Genomic DNA, 15267 nt, shown 5'->3' with positions numbered 1-15267 from the left:
GATTGGCCGGGCAACGGGACTGCCCGCCACGGCGGGCCGCGGGCGGGGTCCGAGGAGAAACCGCCGGCCGCGACACGTCCCGCCTGCTGGAGGACAACATGCAGCCTGCAATAATCCCCGCCGGCGACACGTCGGGCGCCGCCGTGCCCGGCAGGCTGTCGGCCGATCGGGTCAAGGACATCCTGATCGTGGACGACCACCCGCTGATGTGCGACGCGCTGGCGCTGACGCTCAAGATCAGCTTTGGCCGCAAGACCGTGCGCACTGCCCGCAGCCTCGCCTCGGCGGTCGAACAGATCCGCACCCACGGCGCCCCCGACGCGGTGATCCTGGACCTGAACCTGCCCGATGCGCGCGGCGCCGAAGGCATCGTCACCCTGCGCCGGCAACTGCCCGAGGTGCCGATCACGATGATCTCGGCCGACCTGGAAAACGCCATGATCTCGGCCGCGATGGCGGCGGGGGCGCAGGGCTACATCTCGAAATCGCTGGGCCGCGAGGCGCTGGTCGACAGCCTGCGCCGGATGTGGGAGGGCGAGCGGGTCACCCCCGAGGGCTACGAGCCCGAGGCCGCCGGGACCGAGGACGAGGCGCGGGCCGAACTCGCCCGCCGCTTCGCCACCCTGACGCCCCAGCAGATGAAGATCCTGCGGCTGATCTGCCAGGGCAAGGCGAACAAGGAAATCAGCTATGAGCTGTCCATCGCCGAGGCCACGGTCAAGACCCACATCACCGCGATCATGTCCAAGATCAACGCCCGCCGCCGGACCCAGACGGTGCTGCTGGCCAACAGCGCGCGGCTGTTCGAGCCGGCCTGACCCCCATGCCCCGCGCGCCTGACCATGCCCCGCGCGCCTGACGAGGTGACGCCCGACGCCGCCCTGCGGGCGCTGGCCCCGGTCGGCGTCAGCGTCGCGTCGGACGACCCGGCCGCCGCCGCCACCCTGGCCGGGCTGCTGACGGGCTGCGACCCGGCGCTGGTGCTGCTGTTCGGATCGCCGCGCGAGGTGCTGGCGCCGGTGGCGCGCGACCTGTCCGCGGCGCTGCCCGCCGCGCGGCTCGCCGGCTGTTCCTCGGCCGGCGAGATCGGGGCCTGCGGCTATCAGCGCGGCACCATCCTGGCCATCGGCTTTCCCGCCGCCTCGTTCCGGGCCGAGGCGGTGGCGCTGGCCGGACAAAGCCGCATCCCGGTGTCGGCCTGGCTGTCGCAGCTGCGCCTGCTGCGCGCCGGTTTCCCCTCTCGGCCCGGGCGGTCGCTGTTCGGCGTCCTGCTGGCCGACGGCACCGCCTGCAACGAGGACGTGCTGGTCACCGCGCTGGACGCGGCGCTGCCCGGCGTGCCGGTGGTCGGCGGATCGGCCGGCGACGGGCTCGACTTCGGCCAGACCCTGCAGATCCTGAACGGCGTCCCGATGCCGGGGGCTGCGGTGTTCGTGCTGGTGGAAACCGCGCTGGCGGTGTCCGAGGTAAGCTTTGCGCATTTCACCTCGACCGCGCGGCGGGCGGTGGTCACGCGCGCCGATCCGGCCGCGCGCCAGATCCTGGAACTGAACGCCGAACCAGCGGCCGACGAATATGCCCGGCTGGCCGAGCTGGACCCGGCGCGGATGCAGCGGGCGGATTTCGCCCGCCATCCGCTGCTGCTGCGGACCGGGCGGCGGCACCATGTCCGGGCGATCAGCGGCGTCGATGCCGGCGGCGCGCTGCGGCTGATGTCGGCGATCGAGCCGGGGACGGTGCTGACGCTGGGCCAGGCCGGCGACGTGACCCAGGGCTTCGCCGATGCGCTGGACGCGCTGCCGCGGCCGCCGCTGATGGTGCTGGGCTTCGACTGCATCCTGCGCCGGCTGGCGGTGGAACGCGCCGGCATGACCGCGCGCATGGCCGAGCTGTTCGCCCGCTACCGGGTTGCGGGGTTCAACACCTATGGGGAACAATTCAGCGGGATGCATGTGAACCAGACCTTCGTGGGCCTTGCCCTGATGCCGCCCGAGGCCGCGCCATGATGCTGCGCGAGACCGACGACGCCGAGACCCGCGCCGCCAAGCTGCAGCGCATCGCCGATGCGCTGATCGACCGCGTGGACCGGCTCGAGGAGACCCGCGGCTCGGCCTGGTCGATGTTCCAGGCCGCGGTGGCGCTGGAACAGGAAGCCATCGCCCGCACCCGCGACCTGGAAAAGGCGCTGGCCGACCTGTCGGAAAAGAACCGTGACCTGGCTGTGGCCCGGCACGCGGCCGAGGAAGCCAACCGATCCAAGACCCGGTTCCTGCGCGCCGCCAGCCACGACCTGCTGCAACCCCTGGCCGCCGCGCGGCTGTTCCTGTCGGCGCTGACCGACACCCAGCTGGACCCGTTGCAGCGCGAACTGACCGGGCGGCTGGCCGGCGCCTTCGAATCGGTCGAAGAGCTGATGCACGCCGTGCTGGACATCAGCCGGCTGGACAGCCAGCGCATCGAGTTTCACCGCAAGCCCGTCGACCTGGACAAGCTGTTCCGCCGGCTGGCCGTCGAATACGCGCCGATGGCCGAGGCGGGGGGCCTGCGGCTGAGCTTCGTTCCGACCTCGGCGGTGGTGGACAGCGACCCGACCTTTCTGCGCCGGATCGCCCAGAACCTGATCTCGAACGCCATCAAGTACACCGAAACCGGCGGGGTGGTGGTGGGCGTGCGGCGCCGGCGCGGGCGGGTCTGGCTCGAGGTGCATGACAGCGGCCCGGGCATCGGCAAGGCCGACCGCAGCCGCATCTTCGACGAATTCCAGCGCGCCGTCCCCGATGGCGGGCCGCAGGGGATGGGGCTGGGCCTGTCCATCGTGCGGCGCGCCTGCACCAAGCTGGGCCACCCGATCGAGGTCGACAGCACCCCCGGCCGCGGTACGGTGTTCCGGGTCGGGCTGAACGCCGTCGATCCCGCTGCCGGCGAGGGCGCCGGCGACGCCGCGAGCCCGCGCGGCCTGCGGTCCCGCGTGGTGCTGATCGTGGAAAACGACGCCGCGATGCGGCGCGGCTACGAGCTGATGCTGGGCGGCAGCCTGGGGATGGTGGTCCGCGCCACCGGCGGCACCGCCGAGGCGCTGGCCGCGATGGGGCAGGACGACCCGCCCGACGTGATCGTCGCCGACTACAACCTGGACAACGGCGACACCGGGATCGGCGCGATCCGGGCGCTGCGGGCGGCGGCGGGGCAGCCGGTGCCGGCGGTGATGGTGACCGCGCAGCGCGATGCCCGCATCGCGCGCGATTGCGCCGACGAGGGCGTGGCGCTGGTCGAAAAGCCTGTCGGTGCCGACGAGCTGGCCGCGGCGCTGCTGCAGGCGACGGGCTGAGCGCCCTGGTCCCAACGGCGCAGGGCTCGCGCCCGGGGGCTTGGCAAGCCGCCCGCGCCCCGGCATCGTCGGCTCCGCAACCCCGAGGATACCCCATGCTGCACCACCTGCGATCCGCCGCCGCGGCCCTTCTGCTGACCCTGGCCGCCGCCCCACTGGCCGCGGGCGAGGCGGGCGACCTGATCTTTGCCGAACGCGGCCCCTGGGCGCTGGGCGACCGGGTGCTGACCTGGCGGCTGACCCGCGAAGGCCCGGCGCTGCCCGGGCTGAACCCGGCCAAGGCGGGACAAGTGACGCTGGCCGAGGAAACCGACCCCGCGGACGGCAAGCCGGTGCTGAAGCTGCACCAGAAGACCGACGCCGGCGAACGCGGCGCGGGGCCGTTCCCGGTCTCGGGCGGCGATCCGGTGCTGGTGTTCTTCCTGGAAAACACCGCCCGCGACATGGCGACGATGACCGGCGGCAGCCCGTTCTATATCCGCAACCGGATCAAGGACGCGGTGTTCCAGGGCGGCACCGTCCGGCGCGAGGGCGGCAAGGTCACCGTCGAGATGCAGCCCTTTGCCGAGGACCCCAACCGCGACCGCATGGGCGGCTTTCAGACCCTCACCCTGCGCTTCGTGATGGGCGCGGACCCGAAGGCGCCGATCGCCGAGATGGTGGCCGAGACCGCGGATCCGGTCACCGTGAAGCTGCCGGTGGAGATGGCCAACCAGCCCGTCGCCCCGGCCCGCTATCTGCACAGCATGGTGATGAAATGAAACGCGCGCTTCTTGCGGTGCTGGTGGTTCCGGCGACGGCCTCGGCCCAGGCGGTGAACGATTACCCGACCGAGGCGCGGGTCGAATACGTGCTGGCCTGCATGGCCACCAACGGCGAATCGCCCGACGCGCTGCGGCGCTGTTCCTGTTCGATCGACAACATCGCCACGGTGCTGCCCTACGAGCGCTACGTCGCGGCCGAAACGGTGCTGCGGATGCAGCAGGTGTCGGGCGACCGCGCCGCGATGTTCCGGCAGGGCGCGATGATGGACACGGTGACCGCCGATCTGCGCAGGGCCGAGGCCGAGGCCGAGATCCTGTGCTTCTGACCGGCTTCGCCGGCGCTTGACCTTGCCGCCCGCCGGGCGTTCCCTGCGACGGCACAGCAAGGGAAGGGCAGGGCGATGGATCTGGGCATCCGGGGAAAGAAGGCGCTTGTCTGCGCGGCGTCGAAGGGGCTGGGCCGGGGCTGCGCCGAGGCGCTGGCCGCCGAGGGCGTCAACCTCGTCATCAACGCGCGCGGCGAACAGGCGCTGACCCAGACCGCGTGGGAGATCGCCGACAGGTATCAGGTCACCGTCGAGCCCGTCGCCGCCGACATCACCACCGAGGCCGGGCGCGCGAAGGTGCTGGCGGTGCTGGGCGGGCAGGCGGACATCCTCGTGAACAACGCCGGCGGCCCGCCGCCCGGCCACTGGACCAACTGGGACCGTGACGATTTCATCCGCGCCATCGACGGCAACATGCTGTCCGCCATCGCGCTGATGCAGGCGCTGGTGCCGGGGATGATCGAGCGCGGCTGGGGCCGGGTCGTCAACATCACCTCGCAATCCGTGCGCTCTCCGATCGCGCAGCTGGGGCTGTCGAACACCGCCCGGGCGGGGCTGACCGGCTTCGTCGCCGGCATGGCGCGGCAGGTCGCCGAACACGGCGTCTGCGTGAACAACCTGTTGCCCGGCATCCACGACACCGACCGCGCCACCTCGCTGGACACCGGGGTGGCCGAAAGCTCGGGCATCACCCGCGACGAGGCCCGCGCCCGGCGTCAGGCGACGATCCCCACGCGCAGCTACGGCAAGGCCGACGACTTCGGCGCCGCCTGCGCGTTCCTGTGTTCCCAGCAGGCGCGGTTCATCGTAGGGCAGAACCTGCTGCTGGACGGCGGCGCGCTGAACGTGACGGTCTGAAACTTTACCCCGCGCCGCGGCGCTGGTATCGGTCCCCGACCGAAACAGTCGGATCGCCGTGACCCAAGCTCCGCCCCGCCTTGAAGTCCAGAACCTCGTCCGCAGCTTCGGCGGACAGGCGGTCGTGGATGACGTGTCCTTTGCGGTCCCGGCCGGGCAGGTCGCCTGCCTGCTGGGGCCGTCGGGCTGCGGCAAGTCCACCACGCTGCGGATCGTCGCCGGCGTGGACATGCAGGACAGCGGCAAGATCTTCGTCGACGGCCGCCTCGTCTGCGACACCGTGTTCCGCGTCCCGCCGGAACGCCGCAATATCGGGATGATGTTCCAGGACTTCGCGCTGTTCCCGCATCTGTCGGTGGCCGAGAACGTGGCCTTCGGCCTCGGCGGCGGGGCAAAGGCCAATCGCGGCCGTGTGGGCGACCTGCTGGAGCGGGTGCGGATGAGCCGCCACATGGACAGCTATCCGCACGCGCTGTCGGGCGGCGAACAGCAGCGCGTCGCGCTGGCCCGGGCGTTGGCCCCGAACCCACGCATCCTGCTGATGGACGAGCCGTTTTCGGGGCTGGACGAACGGCTGCGCGACGGCATCCGCGACGAAACTCTGGCGCTGCTGAAAGAGGAAGGCACCGCCGTCCTGCTGGTCACCCACGAGCCGCACGAGGCGATGCGGATGGCCGACCAGATCCTGCTGATGCGCCACGGGCGGATCGTCCAGCGCGGCGCGCCCTACAACCTGTATAACGCTCCGGTCGACGGCGAGGCGGCGGCGTTCTTTTCGGACGTGAACGTGCTGACCGGCACCGTGCGCGGGGCGCTGACCGACACGCCCTTTGGCGACTTCCTGACGCCGGGCGTGCCGGACGGGACGCCGGTGGACATCGTGATCCGGCCGCAGCATCTGCGGATCGACTTCGACCGCTCGGGCAAGGGGCCAGCGCCGACGCCGGAACATGGCACGGCGGCGCATGGGGTGGTGCAGCGGGCGCGCTTCCTGGGGCGCGAATCGTTGGTCGAGTTCCGCATGGACCATGACGGCTCGGTCCTGCGCGCGACCGTCCCGGCGGTGTTCCTGCCCGACCCCGGCACGCCGATGTGGCTGATGCTGCGGCGCGACCGGGCCTTCGTCTTTCCGCGCCGGGGAACCTGACCCCCCCGCCTCGGTTGGTCCCCGTGTCAGTCACGAACGGGAGGGGACCATGCCCCGCGGAGACAGGGACGCCTATACCGACAAGCAGAAGCGCAAGGCCCGGCATATCGCCGAGGGCTACGAGGAGCGCGGCATGTCCGAGGACCGGGCCGAGGAGATCGCCTGGGCCACGGTCAACAAGGAGGATGGCGGCGGCAAAAAGTCCGGCTCGGGTCGCGGCAAGCCCGACAGCAAGGCCTTGGCCAGGCGCGGGGGCGCGAAGGGCAAGGCCAGCGCCGACCTTGCGGATCGCTCGGCGGCGGCCAGGAAGGGCTGGGAAACCCGGCGCCGGAACGGCAATGCCTGAGCGGCGGGCGTGAACCGCGGGCCTGAACCGCCCGTCAGACAAAGGTCTTGCCAGCGGCCCGTCGCCCCGGCTACCAGATGGACGGACATCGGGAGACGCCGGCCTTGCGCCGGGGCCGAAGGAGCAGCCGCCCTGGCAAACTCTCAGGCAAAAGGACCGGGTCCGCATAGAACTCTGAAGAGTGGCCGATCCCGGCCCGCCGAAGGATAACGATCTCAGGCGTCCCCGTGCCCCCAGGGCCAGCGGACAGGGACAGAGAGGGCATCACGCGGCCGCGGCCGCATGAGGGGGGATGCCGATGGACGCGCTGAAACGCACGCCGCTTTACGATCTGCACGTCGCGCTGGGCGCCAAGATGGTGCCCTTTGCCGGCTGGGAGATGCCGGTCCAGTATCCGATGGGGGTGCTGAACGAACACCTGCACACCCGCAAGGCTGCAGGGCTGTTCGACGTGTCGCATATGGGCCAGGTGATCCTGGGCGGACGCGACGCCGTGGCCGGGCTGGAAAAGCTGGTCCCCGCCGATGTCGCCGGGCTGGCGCAGGGGCGGCAGCGTTACGGGCTGTTCACCAATCCCGAGGGCGGCATTCTCGACGACCTGATGATCGCCAACAAGGGCGACCACCTGTTCCTGGTGGTGAACGCCGCCTGCGCCGCGCAGGACATCGCCCATCTGGACGCCGCGGGTCTGGCCCCCGAGGTGGTCACGGACCGCGCGCTGCTGGCGCTGCAGGGCCCGGCGGCCGAGGCCGCGCTGGCCCGGCTGGTGCCGGGGGTGGCCGGGATGCGGTTCATGGACGTGGCCGAGTTCGAATGGACGGCACCGGACGGGGGCAGCGCCACGCTGTGGGTCAGCCGCTCGGGCTATACCGGCGAGGACGGGTTCGAGATCTCGCTGCCCGCTGACCACGCCGAGGCCTTCACCCGCGCGCTGCTGGACCAGCCCGAGGTCGCGCCGATCGGCCTCGGCGCCCGCGATTCGCTGCGGCTCGAGGCCGGGCTGCCGCTGTATGGGCATGACATGGACCAGGGCGTCTCGCCCGCCGCCGCGGGGCTCGGCTGGTCGATCCCCAAGGTCCGCCGCGCAGGGGGCGAGCGCGAGGGCGGCTTCCCCGGCGCCGAGCGTATCCTGCCGGAACTGGGCAAGTCGGCCCGCGCCCGCCGCGGCCTGATCCCCGAGGGCCGCGCCCCGATCCGCGAGGGCGTGGAGCTTTACCGGACCTCCGGGTCGGCCGAGCCCATCGGCCGCGTCACCTCGGGCGGCTTCGGCCCCTCGGTCGGCGGCCCGGTGGCGATGGCCAGCCTGCCCGCCGACCTGCCCGAGGGCGAGACCGTCTTTGCCGAGCTGCGCGGCAAGCGCATCCCCGCGCGGATCGCCCCCATGCCCTTTGTCACCCCCACCTACAAACGCTGAGAGGCCGGAATGCTGAAATACACCGAGGACCACGAGTGGCTGCGCCCCGAGGGGGACGAGATCGTCGTGGGCATCACCGCCCATGCCAGCGAGCAGCTGGGCGACGTGGTGTTCATCGAACTGCCCGAGGTCGGCCGCGAGGTCGCCGCGGGCGAGGAGATCGTGGTGATCGAATCGGTCAAGGCGGCGTCCGACATCGTGGCGCCGGTGGCGGGCACGATCACCGCGGTCAACGAGGCGCTGGCCGACGCGCCCGGCGACGTGAACGCCGACGCGATGGCGGCCTGGTTCTTCCGCATCAAGCCGGCGGATGGCGTCGACCTGGCGGGCTTCATGGACGAGGCCGGCTATCAGGCGCTGATCGGCTGACGTCGCGGCCCGGACCGGGGCGCTGCCCCGGACCCCGGGATATTTCGGCAAAGAAGAACGCGCGCAGCCGCGGGGCGGCGCGTCCCCAGGTGAAGGACAGGCCATGACCCGCTGGACCCCGACCGACTACAACCCCGACGATTTCGCCAACCGCCGCCATATCGGGCCGTCTCCTTCGGAGATGGCCGAGATGCTGGCCGCGCTGGGTTGCGGCAGCCTCGACGAGCTGATCGACCAGACCGTGCCGCGCTCGATCCGGCAGGACGGGGCGCTGGACTGGCCGGCGCTGTCCGAACGCGAGCTGCTGGCGAAGATGCGCGAGGTCGCGGGGCAGAACCGGGTGATGACCTCGCTGATCGGGCAGGGCTATTACGGCACCGTCACGCCCCCGGCGATCCAGCGGAACATCCTTGAAAACCCGGCGTGGTACACGGCCTACACCCCCTATCAGCCCGAGATCGCGCAGGGGCGGCTCGAGGCGCTGTTGAACTATCAGACCATGGTCGCCGACCTGACCGGGCTGCCGGTGGCCAACGCCTCGCTGCTGGACGAGGCGACGGCGGCGGCCGAGGCGATGGCGATGGCGCAGCGGGTGGCCAAGTCGAAGGCCGGGGCGTTCTTTGTCAGTGAGAACCTGCACCCGCAGACCATCGCGGTGATCGAGACCCGCGCCGCCCCGCTGGGGATCGAGATCATCCGCGGCGCGCCCGAAGACTGCGATCCGGCGGCGGTGTTCGGCGCGATCTTCCAGTATCCGGGCACCTTCGGCCATATCCGCGACCTGTCCGCCGAATGCGCTGCGCTGCAAGAGGTGGGCGCGGTGGCGGTCGTCGCGACGGACCTGCTGGCGCTGACCTTGCTCAGGGAGCCGGGCGCGATGGGCGCGGACATCTGCGTAGGGTCCTCGCAGCGCTTCGGGGTGCCGATGGGCTATGGCGGGCCGCACGCCGCCTTCATGTCCTGCCGCGACGAGATGAAGCGGGCGATGCCGGGGCGGATCGTGGGCGTGTCGGTGGATGCGGCCGGGCGGCCGGCCTATCGGCTGGCGCTGCAGACCCGCGAGCAGCATATCCGCCGCGAGAAGGCCACCAGCAACGTCTGCACGGCGCAGGCGCTGCTGGCGGTGATGGCGTCGTTCTATGGCGTGTTCCACGGGCCGGTCGGGCTGAAGGCCATCGCCCAGCGGGTGCATCTGCACGCGGTCACGCTGGCGAATGCCCTGCGCGCGGCCGGGGCCGAGGTCGAGCCCGAGGCGTTCTTCGACACCCTCACCGTGCGGGTGGGGGTCGGGCAGGCTGGCATCCTGGCCGCCGCCGAACAGCGGGGGATCAACCTGCGCCGGGTGGGGCGCGACCGGGTCGGCATCTCGGTGGACGAGACGACCGACGCGGGCGTGATCGCCCGCGTGCTCGACGCCTTCGGCATCACCGATCCGGCCGAGCCGGCGACTTCGCCGGCGATCCCCGAGGCGCTCCTGCGGGACAGCGACTTCATGACCCATCCGGTGTTCCACATGAACCGGGCGGAATCCGAGATGATGCGCTATATGCGCCGGCTGTCGGACCGCGACCTCGCGCTCGACCGGGCGATGATCCCGCTGGGGTCATGCACGATGAAGCTGAACGCCGCGGCCGAGATGATGCCGCTGACCTGGCCCGAGTTCGGCGCGCTGCATCCCTTTGCGCCGGAATCGCAGGCGGCGGGCTATCACGAGATGTTCGCGGACCTCACCGAAAAGCTCTGCGAGATCACCGGCTATGATGCCTTCTCGCTGCAGCCCAACAGCGGGGCGCAGGGGGAATATGCCGGGCTGCTGACCATCGCCGCCTATCACCGCGCCAATGGCGACGATCAGCGCGACGTCTGCCTGATCCCGACCAGCGCGCATGGCACCAACCCGGCCAGCGCGCAGATGGCGGGGATGAAGGTCGTCGTGGTCAAGTCGGCGCCGAACGGAGACATCGACCTGGAAGATTTCGCCGACAAGGCCGCGCAGGCGGGCGACCGGCTGGCGGCGGTGATGATCACCTATCCTTCGACCCACGGCGTCTTCGAGGACACCGTGCGCGAGGTCTGCCGGATCACCCATGACCACGGCGGGCAGGTCTATATCGACGGCGCGAACATGAACGCGCTCGTGGGGCTGGTGAAGCCCGGCGAGATCGGCGGCGACGTGAGCCACCTGAACCTGCACAAGACCTTTGCCATCCCGCATGGCGGGGGCGGGCCGGGCATGGGGCCGATCGGGGTCAAGGCGCATCTGGCGCCGCATCTGCCGGACGACCCGCGCTCGGGCGCGGGCGACATCGGCGGCGCGGTGTCGGCGGCGCCCTGGGGGTCGGCGTCGATCCTGCTGATTTCCTGGGCCTATATCCTGATGATGGGCGGCGCCGGGCTGACCCAGGCGACGCGGGTGGCGATTCTGAACGCCAACTATATCGCCGCCCGGTTAAGCGGAGCTTACCCGATCCTGTTCATGGGCAATCGCGGCCGCGTGGCACATGAATGCATCGTGGACACCCGCGTCTTCGCGGCCCACGGCGTGACCGTGGACGACATCGCCAAGCGCCTGATCGACAACGGATTCCACGCCCCCACGATGAGCTGGCCGGTGGCCGGCACGCTGATGGTGGAGCCGACGGAATCCGAGACCAAGGCCGAACTCGACCGCTTCATCACCGCGATGCTGGCGATCCGCGACGAGATCACCGAGGTCGCCGAGGGGCGGATCGAGGCCGCGCAAAGCCCCCTGCGCCACGCCCCGCACACGGTCGAGGACCTGGTCGTGGACGACTGGGACCGGCCCTATTCGCGCCAGCAGGGCTGCTTCCCGCCCGGCGCCTTCCGGGTGGACAAGTACTGGCCGCCGGTCGGGCGGGTGGACAACGTGCATGGCGACCGGAACCTGATCTGCACCTGCCCGCCGGTCGAAAGCTACGCCGAGGCGGCCGAGTAGGTCATTCCGCCGCAGCCAGCGCCTCGGCAAAGAAGTCCGGGCCGCCGAAATTGCCCGATTTCAGCGCCACGGCCAGCGGGCCGGCGGCGTCGCGGGCCACGCACCACGGCACGCCTGGGGCGATCTCGGCGCCGATGTCCAGCCGGTCCACGGCCAGCGCCTGGGTGACGGCGCCCGAGGTCTCGCCCCCCGCCACCACGAACCGCGCCACGCCGGCATCGCGCGCGGCGCGGGCGGCGGCGGCCAGCGCCGCCTCGACCACCCGTCCGGCGCGGTCGGTGCCCAGTTCGGCCTGCGCGGCGCGGACCTGGTCGGGCTCGGCGGTGGCATAGACCAGCGGCGCCGGATGGTCCTGCGCGGCCAGCCAGTCGCGCATCCGCGCCGTCTCGCCGGCCCCGTCGCGGGCCAGCGCCCGCGGATCGATCCGGAAGGCCGGCGCCACCGCGCCATAGGCCGCGACCTGCTGGCGGGTCATCGCCGAACAGCTGCCCGACAGCACGATGGCCCGGCCCGCAGGCATCTTCGGGCGGTTCGAGGCGGCGCCCGCCCCCAGCAGCCCCGCCGCCCGCAGCCGGTCGGGCAGCTTGCCGGCAAAGGCGCTGCCCCCGGACAGCAGCGGCCAGTCCCAGACCGCTTCGGCGAGCGTGTCCAGATCGCCATCGCTGATCGCATCGCCGATCCAGTGGCCGGGGCCGACCGCGGCGCGCACCGCCCCCGCCGCCACCGTCGGCCAGTCCACCAGCCCGACCGGCAGGGTCGATTGCGCGGCCAGCACCCGGGTCAGGTCGCTGTCGGTCATCGGGTTCAGCGGGTGGTCCTTCATCGGGCTTTCCGCCAGCGGCTGGCGGCCGACGAACAGGTTGCCCATGAACACCCGCCGCCCGTTTTCCGGGAACGAGGGCGCGTGCAGCGTCCGGTCGGTGCCCAGTGCCGCCATCAGCGCCTCGGCCACCGGGCCGATATTCCCCTGCGGAGTCGAATCGAAGGTCGAGCAGTATTTCCAGTAGCACCGCCGCGCCCCGGCCGCCTGCAGCCAGTCCAGCGCGGCCCGCACCTGCGCCACCGCCTCGGCCGCGGGGGCTGAGCGGATCTTGAGCGCAACGACCTCGCATTCCGCGGTGTCGGTGGCCGGGGCCGCGGGCACGCCGATGCGCAGCGCCACGCGGGCACCCGACCGGGCCAGCAGCGCGGCGAGATCGGTGGCACCCGTGAAGTCGTCGGCGATGCAGCCGAGCGCGGTCATGCGCCCTCCTCCGGATCGCCGGGCAGCCGCCGCCCGCCCTGCCGGGCCAGAAACAGCGCCACCGCGGCGTCGTCCAGCCGCCCCATCCCGGCGGCCGAGGCCTGCCGGAACAGCGCCAGCGCCGCGTCCGACAGGGGCGTCGGCGCGCCGGCCCCGCGGGCGGCGTCGGTCACGATCCCCAGATCCTTGACGAAGATGTCCACCGCCGAATGCGGGGTATAGTCGCCGGCCACGACATGGGCGCCGCGATTGGCGAACATCCAGGAATTGCCGGCGCAGGACTGGATCACCCGGTGCACCTCGGCCAGGTCCATGCCGAAGGCGTCGGCCAGCGCCAGCGCCTCGGCGGCGGCGGCGATGTGGACCCCGGCGAGCAGCTGGTTGATCGTCTTCATCCGCGCCCCGGCGCCGGGGTCTTCGCCCAGCCGGAACACGGTGGCCGAGATCGCCTCCAGCACCGGCGCGGCGCGGTCGAAGGCGGCGGCCGGGCCGGCGGCCATCATGGAAATCTCGCCCGCCGCGGCCTTGACCGACCCGCCCGAGACCGGCGCGTCGATGGCCAGCATCCCGGCCTGCGCTAGCCGGGCGCAGATGTCCTGCGCGTCGGCGGGCTGCATGGTGACGCAGATCACGAAGACCGTGCCCTGCCTGGAAGCGGCGACGGCGCCATCCGGGCCGAACAGCACCTCGCGCGCCTGCGCGGCGTTGACGACATAGACCAGCACCACCTCGGACCGCGCGCCCAGATCGGCGGCGTCGGTCGCGGCCTGCCCGCCCGCGGCGGTCAGCGTGGCCAGCGCCTCGGGGCGCAGGTCCAGCCCGATCACCGGCAGCCCCGCGCGCAGCGCCGACAGCGCCGCGCCCATCCCCATCGAGCCGAGTCCGATCACCCCGGTCGCGGGCCGTGTGTGGTCCATCGCCTGCGCCCTTCCCAATCCCGGGCCAGTTTTCTGGCTGATGTATACATTGTCAATCGCGCGGGTTTGCGCTGCATGATGCGGCCGAGGCAACCTGCGTGGTCGCGAAACCGCTTGCGTCCCCGTCCGGTCCGGGCCTAGCATCGTCGCAAATGCTCTTGGGGAGGAGTGTGCATGGCTTCGGTGACCATCGACGACGTCCGCAAGTCCTATGGCACGGTCGAGGTCCTGCACGGGATCAATGTCGACATAGACCAAGGCGAATTCGTCGTGCTGGTCGGGCCGTCCGGCTGCGGCAAGTCCACGCTGCTGCGGATGCTGGCGGGGCTGGAACACATCACCTCGGGCCAGATCCGCATCGGCAACCGGGTGGTGAACGACTTGCCGCCCAAGGACCGCGACATCGCGATGGTGTTCCAGAACTACGCGCTCTACCCCCACCTGACGGTGGCCGAGAACATGGGCTTTTCGCTCAAGCTCGAGGGGCAGAGCCGGGCGCGGATCGCGGAACAGGTGCGGCCGGCGGCGGAAATCCTCGGGCTCGCGCATCTGCTGGACCGCTATCCGCGGATGCTGTCGGGCGGCCAGCGCCAGCGCGTCGCGATGGGCCGCGCCATCGTCCGCAACCCGCAGGTGTTCCTGTTCGACGAGCCGCTGTCGAACCTCGACGCCAAGCTGCGGGTGACGATGCGGACCGAGATCAAGAACCTGCACCAGCGGCTGAAGACCACCACCGTCTATGTCACCCACGACCAGATCGAGGCGATGACCATGGCCGACAAGATCGTGGTCATGCATGACGGCCGCGTCGAACAGATCGGCGCACCGCTGGAACTGTATGACCGCCCCGCCAACCTGTTCGTGGCCGGGTTCATCGGGTCCCCGGCGATGAGCATGGTCAAGGGGCGGCTGGCCGAGGACGGCCAGTTCCAGGCAGCCGACGGCACCCGCCTGCCTGTCGGCAACCCCGGCTCTGCCCGCGCCGGCCAGCCGCTGGTCTATGGCGTCCGCCCCGAGGCAATGAGCCTCGGCGGCCCGATCCCGCTGACCGTCGAGGTGACCGAACCGACCGGGGCGGAAACCTATGTCGTGGGCCAGCTGGGCGGGACCGAGATCACCGGCGTCTTCCGCGACCGCGTGTCCCCACCCCCCGGCGGGGTGCTGAACATCGGCATCGACCCGTCGGCCGTGCACCTGTTCGACGAGGGCACCGGCCAGCGGCTGACCGCATGAGATACCCCGGCGCCAAGGGAGAGAGGGCGCGCGGGGGCCAGAAGGCGGCATCGACCGCCAGACCAGGGAGGAAGGAATGACCATCGACCGCAGAACGCTGCTGAGAGGCTCGGCCGCCATGGCCGCCGCCGGCGCGCTGATCGGCCCGTTCGGCGCCCGCAGCGCCGCCGCGCAGGCCGCGCGCCTCCCGGTCTGCACCGTCGAACCGAACGTCGGCGAGGGCGCCGTGCCCGGCCCCCGGGTCGGCCGGCTGGCCGGGATCGCCGGGTCGAAGCAGACGATCCCGACCCGCATCGCCTTCGTCGACATCGCCGAACTGGTGAAGGGTGCCAGCAAGGGCGAGGGGCTGGGCAACCAGTTCCTGGC

At 71.6% G+C, this 15267-nt stretch carries 14 protein-coding genes, 1 pseudogene and 1 riboswitch; of the genes and pseudogenes, 13 read left to right on the top strand and 2 right to left on the bottom strand.

Going from position 1 to position 15267, the window contains the following annotated elements; translation table 11 throughout:
• Window positions 1-98: 98 nt before the first annotated feature.
• From IC63_RS06265 to gcvP, 11 genes are all read left to right on the top strand, one after another.
• Window positions 99-818 (top strand): response regulator transcription factor, encoded by a 720-nt coding sequence (locus tag IC63_RS06265; RefSeq protein WP_036718097.1) that lies wholly within the window; start codon window positions 99-101, stop codon window positions 816-818.
• 24 nt (window positions 819-842) lie between these two features.
• Entirely contained in the window at window positions 843-2006 is a 1164-nt protein-coding gene (locus IC63_RS06260) for an FIST N-terminal domain-containing protein (RefSeq protein ID WP_036718096.1), read from the top strand.
• Window positions 2006-3328, top strand: coding sequence for an ATP-binding response regulator (locus IC63_RS06255; RefSeq protein WP_052041923.1), 1323 nt, complete (start codon window positions 2006-2008; stop codon window positions 3326-3328). The genes IC63_RS06260 and IC63_RS06255 overlap by 1 nt, the downstream gene beginning before the upstream one ends.
• Window positions 3329-3423: 95 nt before the next feature.
• On the top strand, window positions 3424-4089 hold the full coding sequence (locus IC63_RS06250; RefSeq protein WP_198026266.1) for a hypothetical protein: 666 nt from the start codon (window positions 3424-3426) through the stop codon (window positions 4087-4089).
• A complete protein-coding gene (locus IC63_RS06245; protein WP_036718092.1) occupies window positions 4086-4418 on the top strand; it encodes a hypothetical protein in 333 nt (110 codons plus the stop codon). The genes IC63_RS06250 and IC63_RS06245 overlap by 4 nt, the downstream gene beginning before the upstream one ends.
• A gap of 75 nt (window positions 4419-4493) precedes the next feature.
• Window positions 4494-5276 carry an SDR family oxidoreductase gene (locus IC63_RS06240; RefSeq protein WP_036718089.1) on the top strand — a complete coding sequence of 261 codons (783 nt, stop codon included), beginning with the start codon at window positions 4494-4496 and terminating at the stop codon, window positions 5274-5276.
• Between the two features lie 58 nt (window positions 5277-5334).
• On the top strand, window positions 5335-6423 hold the full coding sequence (locus IC63_RS06235; RefSeq protein ID WP_408633545.1) for an ABC transporter ATP-binding protein: 1089 nt from the start codon (window positions 5335-5337) through the stop codon (window positions 6421-6423).
• Window positions 6424-6472: 49 nt separating this feature from the next.
• Window positions 6473-6769, top strand: a complete 297-nt coding sequence (locus IC63_RS06230) for a hypothetical protein (protein WP_036718086.1) — start codon at window positions 6473-6475, stop codon at window positions 6767-6769.
• Between the two features lie 79 nt (window positions 6770-6848).
• Window positions 6849-6938: riboswitch (glycine riboswitch) on the top strand.
• Between the two features lie 129 nt (window positions 6939-7067).
• The gene (gene gcvT, locus IC63_RS06225; protein ID WP_036718182.1) at window positions 7068-8183 is read left to right on the top strand and encodes a glycine cleavage system aminomethyltransferase GcvT; all 1116 of its coding nucleotides are present in this window, start codon (window positions 7068-7070) and stop codon (window positions 8181-8183) included.
• 12 nt (window positions 8184-8195) lie between these two features.
• Window positions 8196-8552, top strand: a complete 357-nt coding sequence (gene gcvH / locus IC63_RS06220) for a glycine cleavage system protein GcvH (protein ID WP_036718180.1) — start codon at window positions 8196-8198, stop codon at window positions 8550-8552.
• A gap of 103 nt (window positions 8553-8655) precedes the next feature.
• Complete coding sequence (gene gcvP, locus IC63_RS06215) at window positions 8656-11508, top strand: aminomethyl-transferring glycine dehydrogenase (protein WP_036718084.1); 2853 nt, start codon at window positions 8656-8658, stop codon at window positions 11506-11508.
• Between the two features lies 1 nt (window position 11509).
• On the opposite strand, the gene otnK is transcribed toward gcvP, so the two are convergent.
• A complete protein-coding gene (gene otnK, locus IC63_RS06210) occupies window positions 11510-12751 on the bottom strand; it encodes a 3-oxo-tetronate kinase (protein WP_036718081.1) in 1242 nt (413 codons plus the stop codon).
• On the bottom strand, window positions 12748-13668 hold the full coding sequence (gene ltnD / locus IC63_RS06205) for an L-threonate dehydrogenase (protein ID WP_036718078.1): 921 nt from the start codon (window positions 13666-13668) through the stop codon (window positions 12748-12750). Before ltnD ends, otnK begins: the two co-directional genes overlap by 4 nt.
• A 174-nt stretch (window positions 13669-13842) precedes the next feature.
• Here ltnD and IC63_RS06200 point away from each other — a divergent pair, with 174 nt between their 5' ends.
• Window positions 13843-14901, top strand: coding sequence for an ABC transporter ATP-binding protein (locus IC63_RS06200; RefSeq protein WP_036718077.1), 1059 nt, complete (start codon window positions 13843-13845; stop codon window positions 14899-14901).
• Window positions 14902-15019: 118 nt separating this feature from the next.
• A pseudogene (locus tag IC63_RS06195) lies at window positions 15020-15267 on the top strand (hypothetical protein); the annotation flags it as partial.

Origin of the sequence: Paracoccus sphaerophysae, assembly GCF_000763805.1 — a bacterium.
GTDB classification, from domain to species: Bacteria; Pseudomonadota; Alphaproteobacteria; order Rhodobacterales; family Rhodobacteraceae; genus Paracoccus; species Paracoccus sphaerophysae.
Note: the sequence above shows the minus strand (reverse complement) of the source record. Positions and strands in the feature narration are given on the sequence as shown.

Bases quoted from the DNA above. Each gene is read 5' to 3' on its own strand.
- IC63_RS06265 (WP_036718097.1), top strand. From the start codon at position 99: ATGCAGCCTGCAATAATCCCCGCCGGCGACACGTCGGGCGCCGCCGTG.
- IC63_RS06260 (WP_036718096.1), top strand. From the start codon at position 843: ATGCCCCGCGCGCCTGACGAGGTGACGCCCGACGCCGCCCTGCGGGCG.
- IC63_RS06255 (WP_052041923.1), top strand. From the start codon at position 2,006: ATGCTGCGCGAGACCGACGACGCCGAGACCCGCGCCGCCAAGCTGCAG.
- IC63_RS06250 (WP_198026266.1), top strand. From the start codon at position 3,424: ATGCTGCACCACCTGCGATCCGCCGCCGCGGCCCTTCTGCTGACCCTG.
- IC63_RS06245 (WP_036718092.1), top strand. From the start codon at position 4,086: ATGAAACGCGCGCTTCTTGCGGTGCTGGTGGTTCCGGCGACGGCCTCG.
- IC63_RS06240 (WP_036718089.1), top strand. From the start codon at position 4,494: ATGGATCTGGGCATCCGGGGAAAGAAGGCGCTTGTCTGCGCGGCGTCG.
- IC63_RS06230 (WP_036718086.1), top strand. From the start codon at position 6,473: ATGCCCCGCGGAGACAGGGACGCCTATACCGACAAGCAGAAGCGCAAG.
- gcvT (WP_036718182.1), top strand. From the start codon at position 7,068: ATGGACGCGCTGAAACGCACGCCGCTTTACGATCTGCACGTCGCGCTG.
- gcvP (WP_036718084.1), top strand. From the start codon at position 8,656: ATGACCCGCTGGACCCCGACCGACTACAACCCCGACGATTTCGCCAAC.
- otnK (WP_036718081.1), bottom strand. From the start codon at position 12,751: ATGACCGCGCTCGGCTGCATCGCCGACGACTTCACGGGTGCCACCGAT.
- ltnD (WP_036718078.1), bottom strand. From the start codon at position 13,668: ATGGACCACACACGGCCCGCGACCGGGGTGATCGGACTCGGCTCGATG.
- IC63_RS06200 (WP_036718077.1), top strand. From the start codon at position 13,843: ATGGCTTCGGTGACCATCGACGACGTCCGCAAGTCCTATGGCACGGTC.